Raw genomic sequence first — 20,746 nt, 5'->3', positions numbered from 1 at the left:
TGATGCGTAACGTTCATGGGTGCGACACCCCCATGTAGACCCACGAGGCTACGAATGGCTACACTCGAAATCAACAACCTACACGCGGAAGTCGCCGAGAACGGAGAGCGAATCCTTCGCGGGGTCGATCTGGAGGTCAACTCCGGGGAGATCCACGCCCTGATGGGCCCGAACGGGTCGGGGAAGTCCACGACCGCCAAAGTCATCGCGGGCCACCCGGCCTACGAGGTGACCGATGGCGAGATCACGCTCCACCTCGACGACGAGGACCTCGCGGACGTCGACGAGGAGCTCGAGGAGGAGCACTACCACTGGGACCTGCTCGACCTCGAACCCAACGAGCGGGCCGCGCTGGGCATCTTCCTCGCCTTCCAGTACCCCGCCGAGATCGAGGGGGTCACCATGACCAACTTCCTCCGCCAGGCGCTCAACGCCAAGCTCGAGGAGCGCGAGGAGCTCTTCGAGGACGAGGACGAAGCCGAGGCCGAGAAGGAGGAGGACGAGGGGTACGAGACCTCCCCGATGGAGGGCCCCGCCGACGACGGCGAGATCGGCGTCGCCGAGTTCCAGCAGATCCTGAGCGAGAAGATGGAGCTGCTGGACATGGACGAGTCGTTCGCCCAGCGCTACCTCAACGCCGGCTTCTCCGGCGGCGAGAAGAAGCAGAACGAGGTGCTGCAGGCCGCGATCCTCGAGCCGTCGATCGCCGTGCTGGACGAGATCGACTCCGGGCTCGACATCGACCGCCTGAACGACGTTGCACAGGGTATCGAACGACTGCGCGACGAGCAGGGCACCGGCGTCCTGCAGATCACCCACTACCAGCGGATCCTCGACTACGTGGAGCCCGACCGGGTCCACGTGATGCTCGACGGCGAGGTCGTCATGGACGGCGACGCCGAACTCGCCGAGAAGCTCGAGGAGAAAGGGTACGACTGGGTGCGCGAGCAGGTGTACGAGACGGCCTAACATCATGAGCTCAGACCAGGACCACCTACAACAGACCGACACCGAGGAGCGCTTCGACTTCAAGAAGGACTCCGAGGCCGCCTACGCGGCGGAGAAAGGGCTGACCGAGGAGACGATCCACGCGATCTCCGACGACAAGGACGAGCCCGACTGGATGCGCGAGCGACGCCTCCGTGCGCTCAAGCAGTTCCAGGCGATGCCGATGCCGACCGACTGGCCGGGCCAGCCCGACCTGTCGGAGATGGACATCAACGAGATCGTCCCGTACATCCGCCCGGACATCGAGACCCGTGGCGGCGTCGACGACTGGACCGACCTCCCGGACGACATCAAGGACACGTTCGACAAGCTGGGCATCCCCGAGGCCGAGAAGAACGCGCTCTCGGGCGTCGGCGCCCAGTACGAGTCCGAAGTCGTCTACCAGAACATGCTGGAGCGATGGGAGGACAAGGGCGTCGTGTTCATGAACATGGACCAGGCCGTCGACGAGCACCCCGAGCTCGTCAAGGAGCACTTCATGACGGACTGTGTCCCCCCGAGCGACAACAAGTTCGCCGCGCTCCACGGCGCCATCTGGTCGGGCGGCTCGTTCGTCTACGTCCCCGAGGGCGTGACGGTCGACATGCCCGTCCAGGCGTACTTCCGGATGAACTCGGAAGGGATGGGCCAGTTCGAGCACACGCTGATCATCGCCGAGGAGGGCTCGGAGGTCCACTACATCGAGGGCTGTTCCGCCCCGAAGTACTCCGCGTTCAACCTCCACTCCGGCGGCGTCGAGGTGTACGTCGGCGAGGACGCCCACGTCCAGTACTCGACCGTGCAGAACTGGTCGAAGAACACGTACAACCTCAACACGAAGCGCGCCCTCGTCGAGCAGAACGGGCGCATGGAGTGGATCTCGGGCTCGATGGGCTCGAAAGCGACGATGCTCTACCCGTCGACGGTCCTCAAGGGTCGCGGCGCGAGCGACAACCACATCACCATCGCCTTCGCGGGCGAGGGCCAGGACATCGACACCGGCGCGAAGGTGTACCACAACGCGCCGAACACGAAGTCCACCATCGAGTCGAAGTCCATCAGCAAGGACGGTGGCCGCACGAACTACCGCGGCCTCGTCCACATCGCCGACGGCGCCGAGAACTCCTCGACGGCCGTCGAGTGTGACGCGCTGATGTTCGACAACGAGTCGACCTCCGACACGATGCCGTACATGGAGATCAACGAGTCGAAGGTCGACGTGGCCCACGAGGCGACGGTGGGGAAGATCGGCGACGAGGACATCTTCTACCTCCAGACCCGCGGGCTCGACGACGACGACGCCAAGCAGATGATCGTCTCGGGGTTCATCGAGCCGATCACGGAGGAGCTGCCGATCGAGTACGCCGTCGAGCTGAATCGACTGGTGGAGCTCGAGATGGAGGGGAGCCTCGGATAATGAGTGCGACGCTCAAACAGGGGCTCACCGAGGAGGTCGTCCGCGACCTCTCGGCGGCCCGCGACGAACCCGACTGGCTGCTCGAACGCCGTCTCGACGCGCTCGACGCGCTCGACGACCTGGACCTGCCGGACGTGATCCAGACGCCCGGCCGTCGGTGGACGAACCTCACCGACCTGCAGTTCGAGCAGCTCGTCGACCCGCTGAACCAGTCCGACGAGACCGAGCGTGTCACCGCCGAGGGCGTCGAAGTGCTCGACTTCGAGACCGCCCTCGACGAGACGAGGAGCTCGTCCGCGAGGAGCTCGGCGCGACGCTCGACCCGGAGACGAACTACCTCACCGCGCTGTCGGCGGCGCTGTTCACCACCGGCACGCTGATCTACGTCCCCGAGGGCGTCGACGCCGAGGACGTGAAGATCCGGACCGAGATGCGCTCGGACTCCCTGTTCAGCCACACGCTGGTGGTGACCGAGGAGAGCGCCTCCGTCACGATCCTCGAAGCGATCGACGACGAGGGGCCGACCGCCGACGACGAGGGTCGCTACTTCAGCAACCTCGTCGAGGTCGCCGCCGGCGCGAACTCGAACGTCCAGTTCGGCTCGCTGCAGGACCTCTCGGAGGACGCCTACTGCTACACGCTCAAGCACGGGATCGCGGGCGACGACGCCACGATCAACTGGATCGAGGGCAACTTCGGCACCCAGATCACGCGCTCCGACGTGGAGACGGAACTCGACGGCGAGGGGAGCGAGTCCCAGATCGTGGGCTCGTTCTTCGGCCACGAGGACCAGCACTTCGACGTGAACGCGCGTGTCTGGCACAACGCCGAGCACACCACCGCGGACCTCGTGACCCGCGGCGTGCTCGACGACACCGCGCGCTCGGTGTACGAGGGCGTCCAGGACGTCGGCCGTGACGCCTGGGACACCTCCTCCTACCAGCGTGAGAACACCCTGATGCTCAGCGACGACAGCGAGGCCGACGCCTCGCCGAAGCTGATCATCAAGAACCACGACACCGAGGCCAGCCACTCCGCGACGGTCGGGCAGGTCGACCAGCAGGACCTGTTCTACATGACCTCACGTGGCATCTCCCCGGAGCAGGCACGCAACATGCTCGTCGAGGGGTTCTTCGTGCCCGTGCTCGAGGAGATCGCCGTCGAGGAGTTCCGCGACGACGTCGAGGAGCTCGTCCGCGAACGCCTCGCCTGAGGCGACCGCCGCTTTCCGTTCTTTCCGACTAGCTGAACAGCTTCTCGCGACTGATCTGCAGCCGCAGGAACGCCGGGATCGCGACCAGCGCCAGCAGGATCTCGGCGCCGCCGGCGAAGCCGAACGCGGCGGGGTAGCCCAGGTCGTCGGCGATCAGCCCGCCGCCGACGACGCCCGCGAGGAAGCCGAGGCTGCCGGCGATGTTGAACCCGCCCAGCGCGACGCCGCGCTCGCCCGCCGGCGCCAGATCGACCACTAGCGCCATCGTCGCCGGTGCCATCAGCGCGCCGAGCACGCCGACGGCGACCATCCCGAACTGCACGGCCAGCAGTGCGTCACCCTGTGCGGCGAACGTCGACTCCGCGGCGCCGATCCCGAGCACGACGATCCCGTAGAACGCCGAGCCGGCGACGATCGGCGCCGTGCGACCGAACCGGTCGGAGAGCCGGCCGAAGGGGTACTGGAGCAGCCCGAACGGGGCGAAGAACAGCGCGAGCGTGATCCCGGTCTCCGCTGGCGAGAGAGAGAACGCGGTCCGGAAGTAGACGGTCCCGACGAGCGCGAAGAAGCCAGCCGTCATGCGGTCGGCGAAGCCGAACGCGAACGGCACCGCCAGCGTCGGCGTCCGGCGGAGCGCGCCGAGCGCCTCGCGCACGCCCTCGTGGTCGCCCTCGGGGGCGCGGTCGGCGACGAGCAGCGTCGCGGCGCCGACGATCGTCAGCAGCACCGCCCCGGTCCACAGCGGCACGAACGGGCCGATCGCGTAGAGCTGGCCGCCGAGCGGCGCGCCGAGGGCGGTACCGAACCCGATCGCGATGCCGGCGGCGCCCATGTTCCGGCCGGCCCCCTCGCCGAGGTCGGCGAGCATCGACATCGCCAGTGAGAACGCGCCGACCGTGGCAGCGCCTTGCAGGAACCGGACGACCAGCACGAGCGAGAACGCCGGGTCGGTGGGCCCGAGCAGTCCGAGGACGCCGTAGCCGACGGCGCCCAGCACGGCCCCGGCGGCGACGAACGGGATGCGGCGGCCGACCGTGTCGCTGGCGGCGCCCCAGACCCCGGCGGCGAGCGCGAACGCGGCGAACTCGGCGGCGAGGAACCACGTGCTGGCGTCGAGGTAGTTGCCGCTGCCGAACCCCATCGCCGCCACGAGCCGGTCCACGCCCGGGTACAGCAGCGTCTGGGAGAGCATCACCGCCCAGACGACGAGCGCGAGCGCGGTCCGGTCGCGGGAAGACACGCGGGGGCGTTCACGTTCGGGATGCTTCGGACTTCCGGGTTCAGTCGGCGCCGCCGGACCCGCTGAAGGGCCGGGCTTAAGTCCCTGCCTCCCGGAGTCGGCACTGATGAGGACGGTATCGGACGCCGACTGGCGGTGGTCACGGTGAGCGTCGACCAGCAGGTCGACTCCGACCACCAGCTCGCCCGCCTGCTCCAGATCGGGGTGGTGCTCGAGGAGGTCGTCGAGGCTCGCGCCTACCGGCACTACCAGAGCCTCGCCGAGGAGGACCGCGACCTCGAGGCCGACGTGGAGGCGCTGCTGGAGGAGGCCGCCGCCGAGTCGGCCAACCACCGCGAACGGCTGGAGGAGCTGGTCGACGAGCTCGACGCCGAGTCGATCCCGTTCGAGAGCGTCGAGTCGCTCGTCGAGGCCCGCTACGGCCGCACGAAGCCCGAGGACTTCGACGGCGTGCTGTACGACCAGCTCTGCAACGAGGAGACGGCCTACAAGTTCTACGACGACCTGATCGACGCGATCGAGGCCAGCGACGCGACGTTCTCGCTCGAACGGGATCGCGTGCTCGGCGTGCTGACCGAGATCCGCGACGAGGAGGCGGCGGGGGTCGAGGAGGTCACCCGGATCATGGAGGCTCGCGAATGAACACGGCCAATCAGTACCTGAAAGCGATCTATCTGGTCCAGCGCATGGACGACGGCCCGGCGGCGACGGGGCGTGTCGCCGACTCGCTCGACGTGAGTCCCGCGAGCGCGAACGAGATGATCGGGAAGCTCGAGGAGCGGGGGCTCGCCGAGCACGAGAAGTACAAGGGCGTGTCGCTCACCGACGAGGGGATCAGCCGCGCGGAGAACGCGCTTCAGACGTACTGCATCCTCGAGCGCTTCCTCGCGAACGTGCTCGGCGTCGAGGAGTTCCGCGACGAGGCCCAGCAGCTCGAGCCGGTGATCGACGAGACCGTCGCGGAGCGACTCGACACGATCATCGACCGCGCCGAGGAGTGCCCCGACTGCTTCGACGCCGACGCCGACGCCTGCTGCTACCTCGCGGGAACGTGCGAGGGGGCGGACTGAGACGGTAATACTCTTGTACGGCGCGCCGCTTGCTTCGAGTACAGTCCCGTGGTGTAGTGGCCAATCATGAGGGCCTTTGGACCCGTTCGGAGACTCCGGACGGGGGGGACAGCCTTCGACGGCGGTTCGAATCCGCCCGGGACTATTCTGTCCGAACGTAGTGAGGACGAGTAGCTCGTTGCGGATTCGACGCCAGAGGACGAGCGAAGCGAAGTCCTCGTGGTTCGAATCCGCCCGGGACTACTTCTCTTCCGCCGGGCGTCGACGCCCCCAGGTGACACGCACGTCAGCGCGGACTCAAGTCCATCCGGCGACTACGACGGGTATGGCTGACCCAACGCCCACGCCGGGCATCCACCACGTCACCTGCGTCGCCGGCGATCCGCAGCGGAACCTCGACTTCTGGGCCGAGACGCTCGGGCTCCGGTTCGTGAAGCGCTCGATCAACCAGGACGACCCGAGCACCTACCACTTCTTCTTCGCCGACGCGGAGGGGACGCCCGGCACGAGCATGACGTTCTTCCCGTGGGAGGAGATGCCCCAGGGGACGGTCGGCTCCGGGCAGGTCTCCCGGGTCGCGTTCCGGGTCCCCGAGGGGAGCCTCGACTACTGGGAGGAGCGCTTCGACGAGTACGGCGTCGACTACGACGAGCGCGTCGACCGCTTCGGTGAGACCGTCCTCCCGTTCCGGGACCCCGACGGCCTCCCGGTCGAACTGGTCGCGACCGAGATCGGCGACGACGACCCCACGGTGCCGTGGACGGCGTTCGTCCCCGAGTCGGCGGCGATCCGCGGGTTCCACTCGGTGACGCTCTGGCTCGCCGACCCCGACCCGACCGAGGAGCTGCTGGAGACGATGGGGCTCGACCGCGTCGGCACCGAACAGGCCCAGGGCGACACGCCGGGCGACGAGCGCACGCGCTTCGCCGCCGACGGGCCCGTCGGGTCGTACGTCGACGTGCTGCCGACGATCCAGGGCGGCCGCAACGGCCACGGCACCGTCCACCACGTCGCGTTCCAGACGCCGACCGACGCGGACCAGGAGTCGATGCGGACGGCCGTCCGCTCGCGCGGGCTCGACCCCACCCAGCAGATCGACCGCCACTGGTTCCGCTCGGTGTACTTCCGTGAACACGCCGGCGTGCTGTTCGAACTCGCGACGAACGGGCCGGGCTACGACAGCGACGAACCGCTCGACGACCTCGGCGGGCGACTCGTGCTCCCCGGCCCGTTCGGGGAGCGACGCGAGGAGATCGAGGCGAACCTCCCGGACGTGACGATCCCCCGCGCCGATCGCGCCGAAGCGGACGACTGAGGCGCCGCGCCCGTTCTCGCACGCTTTCGAACCGACAGCGGCAGCGACGCGCAGTACCAGCGACGGCGACGCCCGTGAGCGGTGACGACGCCGACCGCGACGCCCGAGCGCGCCGACGACGCCGAACGCGACGCCCGCGGACCGCGACACCCGCAGACCGACGACGCCGACTGCGACGCCCGCGGACCGCGATCCCATCGACCGCGACGCGCACCGACAGCCGTCCCGCGTTTTTGGTGGCTCTCTTCCACTGGCGCCGTTCGTTGAAGGAGAATTTTCTTCAAGACCGGTTGGTGTTCGCTATTCCGGTACTATTTTCACAACTAGATGAGAATTCCGCTCCACAATGCCGACTCGTACTGCGTCGCTGGCGTGGGGCGCCGCGTTCCTCCTGCTGGCGGCCCTGGCGATCCCGTGGTTCCTCTGGAACGACTCGACCGTCGTCGCCGGCCTCCCGGTGTGGCTCTGGTGGCACGTCGGCTGGATGGTGCTGGCGTCGATCACCTTCGCCGTGTTCACCCAGCACGGCTGGGGCGTCTGGATGGGGGGGTGGTCGGCGTGACCCTCGCGGCCGCTGGCCCGCTCCAGTCCGCGGTGACGATCCAGCTCGGCATCATCGTCGCCTACCTCCTGCTCGCGCTGGGCGTGGGGCTGGTCGCCTACCGCCTGACCGACCGCACGGCCGAGGACTACTACCTCGCCTCGCGGACGCTGGGGACGGTCGTCCTGCTGTTCACGACGTTCGCGACGCTGCTGTCGGCGTTCACGTTCTTCGCCGGCCCGAACATCGCCTACGGGCTCGGGCCCGAATGGATCCTCGTGATGGGGCTGATGGACGGGATCATCTTCGGCGTGCTCTGGTACGTCGTCGGCTACAAGCAGTGGCTCGTCGGCCGCGAGTACGGCTACGTGACGCTGGGCGAGATGCTGGGCGACCGGTTCGGCTCGCCGACGCTCCGGGCGACGGTCGCGCTCGTCTCGCTGTTCTGGCTGTTCCCGTACGTGATGCTCCAGCAGGTCGGCGCCGGCGGCGCGCTCTCGGCGCTGACCAACGGCGCCGTCCCCTACTGGGCCGGCGCGGGGCTGATCACGGTGTTCATGATCGTCTACGTCGTGCTCTCGGGGATGCGCGGCGTCGCCTGGACCGACACGCTGCAGGGCCTGTTCATGCTCACGATGGTCTGGGCGGCGTTCGTCTGGGTGCTCTCGGCGGTCGGCGGCATCGGCGCCGCGACCGACGCGGTGGCGTCGACGAACCCCGAGTTCCTCGCGCTGGGCGACGGCTCGTCGTCGCCGTCGCTGCTGGGCGGCGGCGCCTACTCGCTGCCGTGGATGCTCTCGCAGGCCATCGGCATCGCCTTCGGCGTCGCGATGTTCCCGCAGGTGAACCAGCGCTTCTTCGTCGCGAACTCCGAGAAAGTGCTGAAGCGGACGATGGCGCTGTGGCCCGTCGTCGTCCTCCTGCTGTTCGTCCCGGCGTTCATGCTCGGCGCGTGGGCGGCCGGCCTCGGCGTGCCGATGCCCGAGAGCGGCAACATCCTCCCGGGCCTGCTCGCCGAGTACACGCCGACGTGGTTCGCGGCGCTCGTCGTCGCGGGCGCGATGGCGGCGATGATGTCCTCCTCGGACTCGATGCTGCTGTCGGGCTCGTCGTACTTCACCCGCGACCTCTACCGCCCGTTCGTCAACGCCGACGCCAGCGAGCGCCGCGAGGATCTGATCGCCCGCGTCGGCGTCGCCGTCTTCGCGACGCTCGCGTTCGTCGCGAGCCTGTTCAACCCGCCGTCGCTGTTCGTGATCGGCGACACCGCCTTCGGCGGGTTCGCCCAGTTGGCTCCGCCCGTGATCGTCGCGCTCTACTGGTCCAGAACGACGCTGTCGGGGATGCTCGCGGCGATCCTGGGCAGCCAGCTGTTCTACATGGTGACGACGTTCACGCCGCCGGCCGGCGAGACGACGACCGTCTTGGGCGTCGTCGTCCCCGGCGTGATCGAGAGCTTCGCGGGCTGGTCGTCGTCGGTCGTCGGGATGCTCGTCGGCCTCGCGCTGGTCGTCGGCGTCTCGGCGGTCACCTCCGCGTCGGTCGCCGAGCGACCGTCGGTGCTGCAGGGGCCGGCGGACGACTGACGCCGGCAGAGAACTTTCGCGATCGACCCGTTTCTCAGTCCCGACGCCACGCCTCCCGCAGGAACACGAGCACGCCGCCGAGCATCGCGAGGTTGCCGAAGAAGGCGAGCCGGTCGCCGCTGCCGCCGTCCTCGGCGTTCCAGAAGTCGTGCATCGTCGGCGTCACCACCGCGAGGAAGCCCGCGGCGGCGCCGGTCGCGAGCCGGGGGAGCCGCCAGAGCGCGATCCCCAGCCCCGCGGCGACCATCGACCCCGACGCCAGCGGCGCGAGCGTCTCGGGCATCGGCACGCCCGCGGACTCGGCGTACTCGACGGTGTCCTCCATGTCCCGGAAGTCCTCGGTCGCCTGCAGCGCGAGCCCGAGGCCGAGCGCGATCCGTCCGAGCGACGAGAGCGAGCGGTCGTCATCTGTCATGCGTCGTGGGTTTCGGCGGGACGGGCAAAAGCGTGACTGCCGCGGCGCCGTTCGCGCTCGTCGCCGTGGTCTCAGGGGGACCAGAACGCGTCGCCGTGGTCGTCCTGCCACGCGAACGCGAACAGCCACTGCGCCGGGAGCCGCTCGAGCGGGTCGCGTCCCGAGCCGTCGAGGGGCTCGCCGGTGGCGGCGTCCCACAGCGTGCCGTCGCCGCGGAGTCCGTCCTCGGCGGCGCGCCAGTCGAACCCCGGGTCGCGGTAGGCCGCCATCTCCCCGCCGTCTGCGACGACCACCACGTCCTCGCCGCCGACGGTGGCGGTGGCGACACTTCCGGCCGCCTCGACTCGGCCGCTCGGGAACGCCAGCGCGTCGCCGCCGATCTCCAAGCCCAGCACGCGCTCCTTCGCGGCGAGGTCCTCGCGGTCCCACTCCCGGCCGCCGCCGTCGCCGCGGTGGGCGTCGAGCCCGAACCCCTCGGCCTCGAAGTAGTCGCGGTACGGGTCGTCGTCGTAGTCGACCGGCTCCGGCTCGGCGCCGTCGCCCGCGGCCTCGCTCTCGCCGCCCGGTTCGGCCATGACGACGGCGTCGGGGTGGCCATCGCGGAACCGCGCCCACGTAGTCGTCGTCGCGGGGCGGATCCGGAGGCGCGCCCCCGCGAGCGGGCCGGCGATCGCCTCGCCCAGCGACTGCTTCCACTCCGACCCCGTCTCGCGGTCGTACATCACCAGGTCGTCGTCGGCCAGTTTCCCGCTCACGCCGAACTCGAGCGTTCCGGGGTCGTCGATTTCGGCGGGGAGCTCCCCCGCGGTCGGTCGCCGGTCGTAGACGACGACGCTGCCACAGAGCGGACACCAGGTCGCCGCGATCGGGACCCCGCCGACGCGGTCGTTGACGATCTCGTGGTAGTTCAGGTAGCGGATGGGGTACGCCCTGGCCTCGCCGTCGATCTCGACGCCGACGACCTCGTCGCCCGGCTCGGGGTGGGTGTCGCGAAACTCGGGGTCGTCGACGCTCGGGATCGCGTCCTTCGGGACGACCTGGCGGACGTTCATGCGAGTTCGAACGTGATCCGCTCCTCCTCGCTCCCCTTCGTCTCCCGACCCGTCACGGTCACCGCACCGATCTCCTCGGTGTTGGAGACGTGCGTGCCGGCGCAGGCGGTTCGGTCGAACGGCTCGTCGTCGCCCCCGGGGTCGGCGCCTTCCTCTTCGGCGCCGCGCGCGGAGCGCCCGCCGATCTCGACGATCCGGATCTCCGTGATCGAGTCCGGCAGCAGCGAGAGCCGCGTGCGCTCGGGGTCGAGCTCCGCCTCGGCCGTCTCGCGGTCGAGCACGTACCACTCCACGGGGCGGGCCTGCTCGACCAGCTCGTTCATCCGCTGCTCGATCCGCCGGAGCTCGTCATCGTCGAAGCGCTCGTAGGCGCAGTCCAGCGTCGCCTTGTGGGCGCGGACCTGGTTCCCGGTCGTCTCGGCGTCGAACTCGTTCAGCAGCAGCGCCGACAGCAGGTGCTGGGCGGTGTGGTAGCGCATGTGGCTGTACCGGCGCTCCCAGTCGAGTTCGCCCGTCACGGTCGAGCCGGCCTCGGGGAGCTCGTCGCCGTCGACGCCCGGGCCGGGTTCGAGGTAGTGGTGGATCCCGTCGTGTTTCTGCACGTCGACGACGTTCCAGACGCGGCCGTCGGCGTCGGTGATCGTGCCGTGGTCGGCGGGCTGGCCGCCGCCCTCGGGGTAGAAGTGGGTGCGATCGAGCACGACGCGGTCGTCGCTCACCGTGCGTTCGACGGTCGCCTCGAACTCCCGCACCGTCGCGTCCTCGAGGTAGCGCTGGTCGGTCATACGGCTCGGCAGCACCCGAACGCACCTAACGGTTCTGTCCCCAGCAAGGCCGCGGGGCGACCCCGGATCCCGATTCGACCGACGGCCACGTGACGGGCCGAGATCGCCCGTCTCCCGGTCCCGCAACGACTAAGAGCGAAACGGCCCTCCTCTCCAGTAATGAACTACGCACGCTGTCAGAACGCACGCGGAGGGGGACCATGGGCGTCGAGATAAGGGACGCACCGGTCTCCGCCGAGGAGTTTGCCGAGATGGAGGAGTTCGTCCACGACTACCTCGCCGCCAGCGTCGAGAGCGAGGACGACGGCGGGCGGATGCGCTGGTACCCGTGGCACTCCGCGGACTACCGGTTCAACCACATCCGGAACGTCGTCGAGATCGCGACCCACATCGCCGAGAAGGAGGGCGCCAACGTCCACGTCGTCCGCGTCGCCGCCGTGTTCCACGACGTGGCGAAACTCGAGGCCGAGCAGGACCGCCACGCCGACGCCGGCGCGCGCGTCGCCCGGGAGTACCTCCAGAGCCGGGGCGAGTTCCCGGACTCGTTCGTCGACGAGGTGTGCAGCGTCGTCGCCGACCACTCCTACCAGGGGCCGCTCTCGGACGTGTCCCTCGAGACCCAGTGCATGATCGAGGGCGACGTGCTGGACAAGGTCGGCGCCAACGGGACGGTGCTGATGCTGCTCCGGATGGGGTACGAGGCCCGCACCCACATGGACGCCGCGGAGATGGTCGACCGCGTGCTCGAGCGCGGGAAGGAGCACTGCGAGCGCGTCGAGAGCGACACCGCCGAGTCGATCGGTCACCAGCGGCTGAAGCGCGTGAAGTGGTTCCGCGAGTGGCTGGAGGAGGAGGTCGCCGGCATCAGCGAGGAGAGCCGGGAGACGGAGTTCTGAGCGGTCGCGCGTCCGTTTTCAGAGCGTATCGAGCACCGACAGCACCGCCTCCTCGTTCTCGCGGCCGGGGTCGTACTCCGCGCCGTCGCGGTCCGACTCACGGTGCTCTTCGACGGTCCGGGCCATCGCCGCCTCGAGCGGCGTCGACGACCAGCCGAGGTCGGCGAGCTTGTTCGTGTCGAGCAGGTGCGGGTACTCCCGGTAGAGGACGAAGTCGTCCGGTTCGAGTCCGGCCGCGTCGAGCTCGCGCTCGCCCGCGTGGACGACCTCGATCTCGGTGTCCATCGCGTCGGCCATCAGGTCGAGCATCTCGTCGAGCGTGACCGCCGTCCGGTCGCCGACGTTGTAGAACTCGCCCGGCTCCCCCTCCTCGGCGACGACCCGGAGCGCGCTGGCCACGTCCTCGACGTACGCGCGGTGCCAGAGGTTCTGTCCGTCGCCGGGGACGACCACGCGGTCGTAGCTGTCGACGCGGTCGAGCCAGTAGTCCATCCGCTCGGTGTAGTCGTACGGGCCGTAGACGATACAGGGGCGGACCGACATCGCGTTGACGCCCTCCTCGGCCGCGGCGACGACCTCCCGGTCGCCCTCGGCCTTCCGGTTGCCGTACGTCTCGCCGGACTCGTCGACGGCCTGTTCCTCTGTGCAGTCCCGCATCGGCGTCTCGTCCTCGCGCTTGGGGATCTCCTCGGCGCCGTAGGCGTCGCCGGAGGAGATGTACACGTACCCGTCCACGTCGCTGAAGATGTCGGTCGCGATCGCCACGTCCGCGGGGTAGTAGGCGACGCAGTCGATGACGACGTCGGGCTCGACCGACAGTTTGGCGGCCTTCAGGTCGGTCTCGTCACGGCGGTCGCCCTCGACGTGGTCGACGCCCTCGCGGTCGGCGAAGGGGTTGTCGTGGTTCCCGCGGTTGAAGATCGTGACGTGGTAGCCGTGATCGAGCAGTTCCTCGACGGTGTGGCGGCCGACGAACCGGGTGCCGCCGACGACGAGCGCGCTGTCGGACATGGTCGACCGTTCGTGGGCAACGGGGAAAGCGTCCCGGAAGCCGGCCATCCGCTCGGGCGGGGAGGACCAGCGAAACGACGCGTCCCGCCGTTGATTTCTTGGTTCGTGCCATCTATGCACACAGTTATGACCACGTACACGCTCGTCGTCCGGGAGACGAGCAGCCACGACGGCGTCGACGCGACGTGCTCGACGAGGACGGGTTCATCGAGACGACCACACAGTTCAGCTATCGCGACTACGGCGTCACCCCCGACCGCGAGGACGACCGGCCGGACCGGATCGAGGAAGAGTTCACGGTCGAGGCGGGGAGCATCGACGTTCGACTCGAGCGGCACGGCCACACGTTCGCGTTCCGCGCGCTCGCCGACGACGAGGAGGCCGCCCGCGTCGAGGTGTCCGACGCCGACTGGGACCTCGACGCCTGAGACGGCTCCCGTTCAGACGCCCTGGCCCATCAGGTGGCTCCGGAGCACGTCCGGCGCCTTCGTCGCCGCCTCGGTGTTCACGACCACCGCCTCGTCGTCGCTCCCGAGCGTGCCGTCAGCCGCGAGCGCCCAGAGCCCGGCCGCCGCGACGCCGCCGGCCAGCCCCACCTCCACCGTCTCCGTCGACGCCACCGCGACCGCGCTCTCCAGCGCGTCGGCGTCCTCGACGGTCAGCGCCTCGCCGCCGGTCTCCGCGATCGCCGACAGCGCCAGCGCGCCGCCCGGCGGGTCCGCGACCTCGAGTTCGCCGACGATCGTGTCCGGGGTCTCCCACTGCTCGGTGTCGTCCCGGCCCGCCTGCCAGGCGGCCGCGATGGGCGCACAGCCCTCGGCCTGCACGGCGTACACCGGCGGGAGCTCGTCGATCAGCCCAAGTTCCACGCACTCCCGGAGGCCGTCGACGACGCCGACGACGAGTTCGCCCGTGCCCGCGGGGAGCACGACGGCGTCGGGGGCGTCCCAGTCCCGGTCCGCGAGGAGCTCGTAGGCGACGGTTTTCAGCCCGTCGTGGCGGAACGGCGAGGCGAACGCGCCGAGGTCGACGTACTCCGACTGGAGCTCCTCGGCGAGCGCGTCGACGGCGTCGCCCAGCCGCCCCGGGACGACCTTCATCTCGCCGCCGTGGACGTTCACCATCGCCTTGTTCGAGAACGGCGAGCGCGTCGGCACGAACGCGTAGGAGCGCAGGTCGACCTGGCCGGCGTAGGCCGCCATCGACTGGCCGGCGTTGCCCGGCGACGCGCAGGCGATCAGCTCCGCGCCGGCGGCGTCGGCCGCGGTCACCGCGACCGAGAGCCCGCGATCCAGCACCGAGCCGGTGGGGTTGCGCGCCTCGTCCTTGATCTCGACGCCCGCCAGGTCGAGTTCCTCGGCGACCCGGGGGGCGTCGACGCTCGGGGTGCCGCCCTCGGCGGCCGAGAGCGCGGCGTCGGCGTCGAACGGGAGGACGGCGTCGCGATCCCACGCGCGGGGTCCCGCCCGGACCGCGTCGGCGTCGACGGCGTCGAGGTCGTACTCCGGAACTCGGGGCGCCCCGCAGTCGGGGCACCGGCCGGCGCCGGCGATGGCTTCTGGGTCGGCGTCGTCGACGGTGAGGCTGGCGCCGCAGTCGGTGCAGGTGAGTCCGACGAACGCGTCGCTGAACATGCGTGGACCCTGGAACCGGTGCGGGAAGGGCCTGCCGGAACGCAGCCGGGGGGCCGCGCTCGACGACTCCGGCAGGCCTTTAGCCGAACGCCGTCAATTCCGATGCATGACTGGCGTGCGCGTGGCCGGCGTGGGGCTCACCCACTTCGGCTCGCACCCCGAACGGACCGGCCGCGACCTGTTCGCCGAGGCGGCGCTGAACGCGCGGGAGGACGCCGGCGTCCCGCTCGAGGACGTCGAGCAGTTGAACGTCGGCAACTTCGCGGGCTCGCTGCTGGAGGGCCAGGGCCACACGGCGCCGCTATTGGCCGAGGCCGCGGGGCTCGACTGCCCGGCGACGCGCTACGAGGAGGCCTGCGCGTCGGCCGGCGTCGCCGTCCGCGAGGCGGTCCGGACGGTCCGCTCGGGCGAGGCCGACGTGGTGCTCGCCGGCGGGATGGAGCGGATGACCAACAACGACACCCCGGAGACGACCGAGGCCCTCGCCATCGCCGCCGACGAGCTGTACGAGATCCGGGCCGGGGTCACGTTCCCCGGGGCGTACGCCCTGATGGCGACGGCGTACGCCGAGGCGTTCGGCGTCGACGAGGACACCCTCAAAACCGACCTCGCGAACGTCGCGTCGAAGAACCACGACAACGCGCTCCCCAACGAGTACGCGCAGTACCAGCGCGAGATCTCCGTCGAGCAGGCGCTCGACGCGCCACCCGTCGCCGAGCCGCTGGGGCTGTTCGACTGCTGTCCGGTCACCGACGGCGCCTCGGCGGTCGTGCTCGTGAGCGAGGAGTACGCGGCGGCGAACGAGCTCTCGGCCGACGTGGCGGTCGTCGGCACCGGCCAGGGCACCGACCGGATGGCGCTGCAGGATCGAGAGTACCTCGCCCGCACGCCCGCGGCCGACGACGCCGCGGCGATGGCGTACGACGACGCGGGTATCGACGCCGCCGACGTGGATCTCGCGGAGGTCCACGACTGCTTCACGATCGCGGAGGTGCTCGCGATCGAGTCCCTCGGCTTCTACGAGCCCGGCGAGGGGCTCGGCGCCGCCCGGCGCGGCGAGACCCGCGCGGACGGCGACTTGCCGATCAACCTCTCGGGCGGCCTGAAGGCGAAAGGTCACCCCGTCGGCGCGACCGGCGGCTCGCAGATCGCGGAGATGACGCGACTGCTCCGGGGTGACCACCCCAACAGCGACGCGGTCGCCGACGCCGAGGTCGGCGTCACGCACAACGCGGGTGGGACCGTCGCCTCCGCGGTGGTTCACGTGCTGGAGGTGGCGGAATGAGCGACGCCGGCTTCGACGAGTGGCTGCACGCGTTCGCCGCCGACGAGGGGTACTACGTCGAGTGCGAGAACGGCCACGGTCACCTGCCGCCGCGGCGGGTCTGCCCGGACTGTGGCTCGACCGAGTTCGCCGAGGAGCCCCTCCCGGAGACGGGCACCGTCGCGGCGGTCACGACCGTCCACGTTCCGGCGCCGTCGTTCCAGGCCGACGCGCCGTACGACACCGTCGTCGCCGAGTTCGGCGCCGTCCGGCTGACGGGCGTCGTCGACGCCGAGCCCGGAGCGGTCGAGATCGGCGACGCGGTCGAGCCCGACGTGGGCGCGAGCGAGACCACCGGCGACGACGTGCTGGTGCTGCGCCCGCTGTAGGCGGGGATCCAGGCGGTGGGTAGCCACCGGCGTCTCCCTGGATCGCTCCCGTCACCGACGAACGTCGACAGCTCGACGAGCTGCTCTCCGGCGCCACACGCCTTCCTCTTGGCTCGCCGACAGCTACCCGATTTAAGTACCGAGAGCGCGTAGATGTAGGTATGCAAAAGAACGTCGGTGGCGCGGACCGCATCGCCCGGCTCGTCCTCGGCCCCCTCCTGATACTGGCAGGCGTGGCCGGCTACGCCGGCCTACTCGTGCTCGCGGTCGGGCCCTTCCCACAGGCACTCACCTCCGTGGTCGTGTTCCTCGTCGGCGCGATACTGCTGGTCACTGGGCTCGTGCAGAAGTGCCCGATGAACCGGCTCCTCGGGTTCGACACGCGCGGGGAACGGGAGTCGGCCGGACCGACGAAGGGACGACCCTGAAGCGGAGATAATCGCCTCCGTCCCTCGTACCGCTGCGCTGGCCAGCCGCGGCGTGCGTACGAACGTCGCTCGAAAGCTGTACCGCCCTCAGTCCGCGTTCGCGTCCTGCGTCTCGGATCCGGCAGCCTCGGCCTCGACGTCCGACGAGTCGGGGTCGCTCGGGTCGTACTCACGGATCACCGAGTGATCCGCCGGCAGTTCGCCCTCCAGCACGTAGTCGAGGAAGGCGTCGGCGCGCTCGACGTGGGGCAGGAGCTTCGCGCGGTCGAACACGAGCAGTTCCGCGCCCGCGGCGCGGGCGAGCTCCTCGCCGTCGGCGACCGGGCTCATCTCCGTCTCGCGCCCCCAGACGATCGTCGTCGGGGCGTCGAGGTCGGCGAGCGTCGCGCCGAGGTCGAGCTCGCTGTCGAGATCGCCGGCCAGGAACCCCGCCGGCGCGAACCGGGCGTTCTCCTGGTGGGCGGTGCGCCACTCGTACTCCGCCCACTCCTCGTCGGGCCCCTCCGGGTCGGCGTAGCGTGGTCGGCGTTGAAGTAGTCGATCGCGGGTCTGGAGGTGACCGCGTTGAACAGCGCTTCGCCGACAAGCGGCGACCGGACGAGTTCGCGCACCCACGTCCCGCCGCCCGGGCCGGTTGTGGTGGTCGGACAGACGAGCACGAACCGCGAGACGGGGACGGTTCGCGCCGCCGCGGCCGCGTACGACGCCGAGAGCGAGGAGGCGATCACGGCGGGCCCGTCGTCGTCGCCGAACTCGCCGAGGAACGACTCGACGAACGCCTCGTACAGCGGCGCGGAGTAGCGAACCGGCGGGCGGTCCGAGCGCCCGTACCCCGGAAGGTCCGGCGCGATCACGTGGTACTCCTCGGCGAGGGCGTCGAACACCGCGCGCCACTCGCCCGACGAGCCGGCGGCGTTGACGCCGTGCAGGAGGACGAGGTCCGGATCCGTCGGCTCCCCGGCCTCGGTGTAGGCGACGTTCATGCCGCGCCAGCGGTACGTTCGCTGCATCCCGTCGAGCGCGGGCGGCAGGTCGCCGGCGTCGCGCCGGAGGAGGGCGTTCGTGGCCGCGGCGGCGCCGATCCCGAGGGTCGCGTAGCTGAGGGCGCGTCGGAGTTTCATTCGATTGGAGATACGTGTTCCGGGGGCTTAACTTCACAGTTCCCGGCCGCGGCCCGGCGGTTCGACCGTGGTTCTTTTGACGCGGTGAAACGTAGCGTTCGACATGCTGAGTGACGCGATGGAGGACTATCTGAAGGCGATCTACGTGCTCCAGCGCCAGGACGGCGCGCCCGTCTCCACCTCCGCCGTCGCGGAGTATCTCGACAAGACCCCGCCCACGGTGACGAGCATGATGGAGAAGCTCGACGACCGGGGGCTGATCGACCGCGAGAAGTACAGCGGCGTCGAACTCACCGAGGAGGGCCAGACGGTGGCGCTCGAGGTGGTGCGCCACCACCGCCTGCTCGAGGCGTACCTCGCCGAGCATCTCGACTTCGACTGGACGGAGGTCCACGACGAGGCGGACACGCTCGAACACCACATCAGCGAAGACCTCGAGCGACGGATGGCGGAGGCGCTCGACGATCCGGCGGTCGACCCCCACGGCGACCCGATCCCGACGGAGACGCTCGAACCCGTCGACGAGATGGCGGGCGAACGGCTGAGCAGCTTCGCCGTCGGCGACAGCGTCGTCGTCTCCCGGGTCCACCACCGGGAGCAGGACGAGCTCGACTACCTCGCCGACGCGGGGCTCACGCCGGAGACGACGGTCGAGATCGTCGACGTGGCGCCGTTCGGGATGGTGACGGTCCGCCTCGACGGCGGCGAGGAGCAGAGCCTCCCCGAGGAGATCGCCGACGCGATCCGCGTCAGGGCGGCGACGGAGGCGGACGCCTGAGCGTGCCCGGAGTGATCGCGCTGCCCCTGCAGTCGGGGCTCGACGCCGTCGTCGGTCGCTACGCCGAACACGGCCCGCTGGCGGCCGCGTTCCTGGCGAACCTGCTCGCGACGTTCGGCGACAAGGGCCAGCTGGTCGTCATCACCCTCGCCACCCGGTACGACGCCAAGGCCGTCTTCCTCGGCGCCATGGGCGCGTTCACGCTCTGGTCGGCGCTCGAGGTCGCGTTCGGCCAGTACGTCGTCTCGGTGCTCCCCGCCGGCGTGGTGACGCTGCTCACCGGCGGGCTGTTCGTCCTCTTCGGCCTCTGGACCGCGCGGTCGTCGGTCCGGGGGTTCCGCGACGGCGAGGAGTCGCTGTCGCTGACCTCGGGCACCGGGCTCGACGTTGGGCTCACGGGGATGCTCGTGCCCGACGTGCTGCTCGCGCGGGTCGGGAGCTACGGCGGCCTGCTGACGGGCTTTCTGTTCGTGCTGTTCGCGGAGTTCGGCGACAAGACCCAGCTGCTGACGATCAACCTCGCGGCGACGTTCCCCGACGCCCCCGTGTCGGTGTTCGTCGGCGTGATCGCCGCGCTGGCGCTCCGAACCGGCGTCGACGCCGTCATCGGCGAGAAGGTCGAGGCGGTGCTGCCGACCCACTACATCGAGGCGGGCGCCGCCCTCGTGTTCCTCGCGTTCGGCGTCGTGGTGCTCGGCGCGCCGACGGTGGTGCTCTACGCCGCGATCGGGGCCCTGATCGTCGCGGCGACGGTCGGCGTCCTGCGGCGCCGGTGAACCGGGCGGTTTTTTCGCAGTTCCGGCCCCTGCTCTGACCGTGTTCGAGGTCGTTCCGTCGCTCGTCGCCGGTGCCGCGTTCGGGCTCGCCCTCGCGGCGCCGCCGGGGCCGATGAACGCGGTGATCGCCGAGGAGAGCGTGCTCCGCGGCTGGGTAGCGGGCGTGAAAGCCGGGCTCGGCGCGGGGCTGGCGGACTTCGTGTTCTTCCTGCTCGCGCTGGCCGGGGTCGTCAGTGTCGTCCAGCAGTACCCGACGCTTCAGGGCGTGCTGTTCGGCGTCGGGGGGCTGCTGATGCTGTACTTCGCCTACGGCGCCGCCAACAGCGTCCGGGCGACGTTCGCGCCGTCGTCGATGGAGGGCGGGGGCGGTGCGAGCGACGCCGACCAGTCCGAGATCGACGCGGCGGCCGAGGCGAGCACCGACACGGGCGGGGCGCCCGAACTCGACCTGGAGGAGTCGACGGGGTTCCGTCGCGCGTTCGTGCTCGCGCTCACGAACCCCTACCAGATCCTGTTCTGGCTGACCGTCGGTGTCGGCCTGCTCGATCCCGGGCGGCTCGACGTGCTGGCGGTGCTCCCGTACGTCGGCGAGGCGCTGACGGGCGTGTTCGTCGTCGAGACGGGCAGCCCCGCGCTGATCGTCGGGCTGTTCGGCGGGATCGCGCTCTGGCTGGCGTGTTTCCCGGCGGCGCTGGTGCAAGCCGGCCGCCGCGTCGACTCGTTCGCGCCAGCGGTCGCCGCGCTAAGCGCGCTGGTGCTCGGCGGGTTCGGCGTCAGCTTCCTGCTCGAGGCGTGGCGCGTGCTGGGCTGAGGGCGTCGACTGACGAA

Annotated in this window: 21 protein-coding genes, 1 tRNA gene and 2 pseudogenes; 17 read left to right on the top strand and 7 right to left on the bottom strand. The window is 70.2% G+C overall.

The genetic code is table 11. The features are described 5' to 3' along the window. Positions 1-54: 54 nt before the first annotated feature. From ACP95_RS09385 to sufD, 3 genes and pseudogenes are all read left to right on the top strand, one after another. A complete protein-coding gene (locus ACP95_RS09385; RefSeq protein ID WP_049980953.1) occupies positions 55-969 on the top strand; it encodes an ABC transporter ATP-binding protein in 915 nt (304 codons plus the stop codon). Positions 970-973: 4 nt separating this feature from the next. Further along, the gene (gene sufB, locus ACP95_RS09380) at positions 974-2,404 is read left to right on the top strand and encodes a Fe-S cluster assembly protein SufB (RefSeq protein ID WP_049980952.1); all 1,431 of its coding nucleotides are present in this window, start codon (positions 974-976) and stop codon (positions 2,402-2,404) included. Then, positions 2,404-3,617 (top strand): annotated as a pseudogene (gene sufD, locus ACP95_RS09375) (Fe-S cluster assembly protein SufD). Before sufB ends, sufD begins: the two are co-directional and overlap by 1 nt. A gap of 28 nt (positions 3,618-3,645) precedes the next feature. Here sufD and ACP95_RS09370 read toward each other — a convergent pair. Further along, on the bottom strand, positions 3,646-4,857 hold the full coding sequence (locus ACP95_RS09370) for an MFS transporter (protein ID WP_343122595.1): 1,212 nt from the start codon (positions 4,855-4,857) through the stop codon (positions 3,646-3,648). A 144-nt stretch (positions 4,858-5,001) separates the two neighbouring features. Between ACP95_RS09370 and ACP95_RS09365 the strand changes: the two genes are divergently transcribed. From ACP95_RS09365 to ACP95_RS09340, 6 genes are all read left to right on the top strand, one after another. Continuing rightward, complete coding sequence (locus tag ACP95_RS09365) at positions 5,002-5,499, top strand: ferritin family protein (RefSeq protein ID WP_049980999.1); 498 nt, start codon at positions 5,002-5,004, stop codon at positions 5,497-5,499. Continuing rightward, a complete protein-coding gene (locus ACP95_RS09360) occupies positions 5,496-5,927 on the top strand; it encodes a metal-dependent transcriptional regulator (RefSeq protein WP_049980951.1) in 432 nt (143 codons plus the stop codon). The genes ACP95_RS09365 and ACP95_RS09360 overlap by 4 nt, the downstream gene beginning before the upstream one ends. A 42-nt stretch (positions 5,928-5,969) precedes the next feature. Beyond that, positions 5,970-6,072: transfer RNA gene (locus ACP95_RS09355), tRNA-Gln, on the top strand. Between the two features lie 180 nt (positions 6,073-6,252). Continuing rightward, the gene (locus ACP95_RS09350) at positions 6,253-7,242 is read left to right on the top strand and encodes a VOC family protein (RefSeq protein WP_049980950.1); all 990 of its coding nucleotides are present in this window, start codon (positions 6,253-6,255) and stop codon (positions 7,240-7,242) included. A gap of 346 nt (positions 7,243-7,588) precedes the next feature. Next, positions 7,589-7,804, top strand: coding sequence for a DUF3311 domain-containing protein (locus ACP95_RS09345; protein ID WP_049980949.1), 216 nt, complete (start codon positions 7,589-7,591; stop codon positions 7,802-7,804). After that, entirely contained in the window at positions 7,801-9,369 is a 1,569-nt protein-coding gene (locus ACP95_RS09340; protein WP_049980998.1) for a sodium:solute symporter family protein, read from the top strand. The genes ACP95_RS09345 and ACP95_RS09340 overlap by 4 nt, the downstream gene beginning before the upstream one ends. Before the next feature lie 34 nt (positions 9,370-9,403). Here ACP95_RS09340 and ACP95_RS09335 read toward each other — a convergent pair whose 3' ends face one another. From ACP95_RS09335 to ACP95_RS09325, 3 genes are all read right to left on the bottom strand, one after another. After that, positions 9,404-9,784: a DoxX family protein gene (locus ACP95_RS09335; protein ID WP_049980948.1), complete on the bottom strand. Its 381-nt coding sequence runs from the start codon at positions 9,782-9,784 to the stop codon at positions 9,404-9,406. A 71-nt stretch (positions 9,785-9,855) separates the two neighbouring features. Continuing rightward, positions 9,856-10,836, bottom strand: coding sequence for a DUF3179 domain-containing protein (locus ACP95_RS09330; protein ID WP_049980947.1), 981 nt, complete (start codon positions 10,834-10,836; stop codon positions 9,856-9,858). Beyond that, entirely contained in the window at positions 10,833-11,621 is a 789-nt protein-coding gene (locus tag ACP95_RS09325) for an alanyl-tRNA editing protein (protein WP_049980946.1), read from the bottom strand. Before ACP95_RS09325 ends, ACP95_RS09330 begins: the two co-directional genes overlap by 4 nt. Before the next feature lie 200 nt (positions 11,622-11,821). Between ACP95_RS09325 and ACP95_RS09320 the strand changes: the two genes are divergently transcribed. After that, complete coding sequence (locus ACP95_RS09320) at positions 11,822-12,517, top strand: HD domain-containing protein (RefSeq protein ID WP_049980945.1); 696 nt, start codon at positions 11,822-11,824, stop codon at positions 12,515-12,517. Between the two features lie 18 nt (positions 12,518-12,535). Here ACP95_RS09320 and ACP95_RS09315 read toward each other — a convergent pair whose 3' ends face one another. Continuing rightward, positions 12,536-13,528 carry an NAD-dependent epimerase/dehydratase family protein gene (locus ACP95_RS09315; RefSeq protein ID WP_049980997.1) on the bottom strand — a complete coding sequence of 331 codons (993 nt, stop codon included), beginning with the start codon at positions 13,526-13,528 and terminating at the stop codon, positions 12,536-12,538. Between the two features lie 185 nt (positions 13,529-13,713). On the opposite strand from ACP95_RS09315, the gene ACP95_RS09310 reads away from it, so the two are divergent. Further along, positions 13,714-13,956 carry a hypothetical protein gene (locus ACP95_RS09310; RefSeq protein WP_049980944.1) on the top strand — a complete coding sequence of 81 codons (243 nt, stop codon included), beginning with the start codon at positions 13,714-13,716 and terminating at the stop codon, positions 13,954-13,956. 12 nt (positions 13,957-13,968) lie between these two features. Here the strand turns inward: ACP95_RS09310 and ACP95_RS09305 are convergent, their stop codons facing one another. Continuing rightward, positions 13,969-15,162 carry a pyridoxal-phosphate dependent enzyme gene (locus ACP95_RS09305; protein ID WP_049980943.1) on the bottom strand — a complete coding sequence of 398 codons (1,194 nt, stop codon included), beginning with the start codon at positions 15,160-15,162 and terminating at the stop codon, positions 13,969-13,971. A gap of 106 nt (positions 15,163-15,268) precedes the next feature. On the opposite strand from ACP95_RS09305, the gene ACP95_RS09300 reads away from it, so the two are divergent. The 3 genes from ACP95_RS09300 (at position 15,269) to ACP95_RS09290 (ending at position 17,243) form a co-directional block, all read left to right on the top strand. Beyond that, positions 15,269-16,447 carry a thiolase domain-containing protein gene (locus tag ACP95_RS09300; protein WP_049980942.1) on the top strand — a complete coding sequence of 393 codons (1,179 nt, stop codon included), beginning with the start codon at positions 15,269-15,271 and terminating at the stop codon, positions 16,445-16,447. Next, a complete protein-coding gene (locus ACP95_RS09295; RefSeq protein ID WP_049980941.1) occupies positions 16,444-16,815 on the top strand; it encodes a Zn-ribbon domain-containing OB-fold protein in 372 nt (123 codons plus the stop codon). The genes ACP95_RS09300 and ACP95_RS09295 overlap by 4 nt, the downstream gene beginning before the upstream one ends. A gap of 161 nt (positions 16,816-16,976) precedes the next feature. Then, complete coding sequence (locus ACP95_RS09290) at positions 16,977-17,243, top strand: YgaP family membrane protein (RefSeq protein WP_049980940.1); 267 nt, start codon at positions 16,977-16,979, stop codon at positions 17,241-17,243. An 87-nt stretch (positions 17,244-17,330) separates the two neighbouring features. Here ACP95_RS09290 and ACP95_RS09285 read toward each other — a convergent pair. Next, positions 17,331-18,364, bottom strand: a pseudogene (locus ACP95_RS09285) (alpha/beta fold hydrolase). Between the two features lie 103 nt (positions 18,365-18,467). On the opposite strand from ACP95_RS09285, the gene ACP95_RS09280 reads away from it, so the two are divergent. From ACP95_RS09280 to ACP95_RS09270, 3 genes are all read left to right on the top strand, one after another. Beyond that, on the top strand, positions 18,468-19,142 hold the full coding sequence (locus ACP95_RS09280) for a metal-dependent transcriptional regulator (RefSeq protein ID WP_049980939.1): 675 nt from the start codon (positions 18,468-18,470) through the stop codon (positions 19,140-19,142). 2 nt (positions 19,143-19,144) lie between these two features. Next, positions 19,145-19,918: a TMEM165/GDT1 family protein gene (locus ACP95_RS09275; protein ID WP_082224638.1), complete on the top strand. Its 774-nt coding sequence runs from the start codon at positions 19,145-19,147 to the stop codon at positions 19,916-19,918. A gap of 112 nt (positions 19,919-20,030) precedes the next feature. After that, on the top strand, positions 20,031-20,729 hold the full coding sequence (locus ACP95_RS09270) for a LysE family translocator (protein ID WP_394324973.1): 699 nt from the start codon (positions 20,031-20,033) through the stop codon (positions 20,727-20,729). The last annotated feature ends 17 nt before the right edge of the window (positions 20,730-20,746 follow it).

The organism is Halolamina rubra (genome assembly GCF_000739555.1).
GTDB lineage: Archaea > Halobacteriota > Halobacteria > Halobacteriales > Haloferacaceae > Halolamina > Halolamina rubra.
The sequence above is the reverse complement of the archived record's forward strand: the minus strand, read 5'-3'. Positions and strand labels throughout refer to the sequence as shown.

Bases quoted from the DNA above. Each gene is read 5' to 3' on its own strand.
- ACP95_RS09385 (WP_049980953.1), top strand. From the start codon at position 55: ATGGCTACACTCGAAATCAACAACCTACACGCGGAAGTCGCCGAGAAC.
- ACP95_RS09345 (WP_049980949.1), top strand. From the start codon at position 7,589: ATGCCGACTCGTACTGCGTCGCTGGCGTGGGGCGCCGCGTTCCTCCTG.
- ACP95_RS09325 (WP_049980946.1), bottom strand. From the start codon at position 11,621: ATGACCGACCAGCGCTACCTCGAGGACGCGACGGTGCGGGAGTTCGAG.
- ACP95_RS09300 (WP_049980942.1), top strand. From the start codon at position 15,269: ATGACTGGCGTGCGCGTGGCCGGCGTGGGGCTCACCCACTTCGGCTCG.
- ACP95_RS09330 (WP_049980947.1), bottom strand. From the start codon at position 10,836: ATGAACGTCCGCCAGGTCGTCCCGAAGGACGCGATCCCGAGCGTCGAC.
- ACP95_RS09305 (WP_049980943.1), bottom strand. From the start codon at position 15,162: ATGTTCAGCGACGCGTTCGTCGGACTCACCTGCACCGACTGCGGCGCC.
- sufB (WP_049980952.1), top strand. From the start codon at position 974: ATGAGCTCAGACCAGGACCACCTACAACAGACCGACACCGAGGAGCGC.
- ACP95_RS09295 (WP_049980941.1), top strand. From the start codon at position 16,444: ATGAGCGACGCCGGCTTCGACGAGTGGCTGCACGCGTTCGCCGCCGAC.
- ACP95_RS09270 (WP_394324973.1), top strand. From the start codon at position 20,031: ATGAACGCGGTGATCGCCGAGGAGAGCGTGCTCCGCGGCTGGGTAGCG.
- ACP95_RS09290 (WP_049980940.1), top strand. From the start codon at position 16,977: ATGCAAAAGAACGTCGGTGGCGCGGACCGCATCGCCCGGCTCGTCCTC.
- ACP95_RS09315 (WP_049980997.1), bottom strand. From the start codon at position 13,528: ATGTCCGACAGCGCGCTCGTCGTCGGCGGCACCCGGTTCGTCGGCCGC.
- ACP95_RS09320 (WP_049980945.1), top strand. From the start codon at position 11,822: ATGGGCGTCGAGATAAGGGACGCACCGGTCTCCGCCGAGGAGTTTGCC.
- ACP95_RS09350 (WP_049980950.1), top strand. From the start codon at position 6,253: ATGGCTGACCCAACGCCCACGCCGGGCATCCACCACGTCACCTGCGTC.
- ACP95_RS09280 (WP_049980939.1), top strand. From the start codon at position 18,468: ATGCTGAGTGACGCGATGGAGGACTATCTGAAGGCGATCTACGTGCTC.
- ACP95_RS09335 (WP_049980948.1), bottom strand. From the start codon at position 9,784: ATGACAGATGACGACCGCTCGCTCTCGTCGCTCGGACGGATCGCGCTC.
- ACP95_RS09360 (WP_049980951.1), top strand. From the start codon at position 5,496: ATGAACACGGCCAATCAGTACCTGAAAGCGATCTATCTGGTCCAGCGC.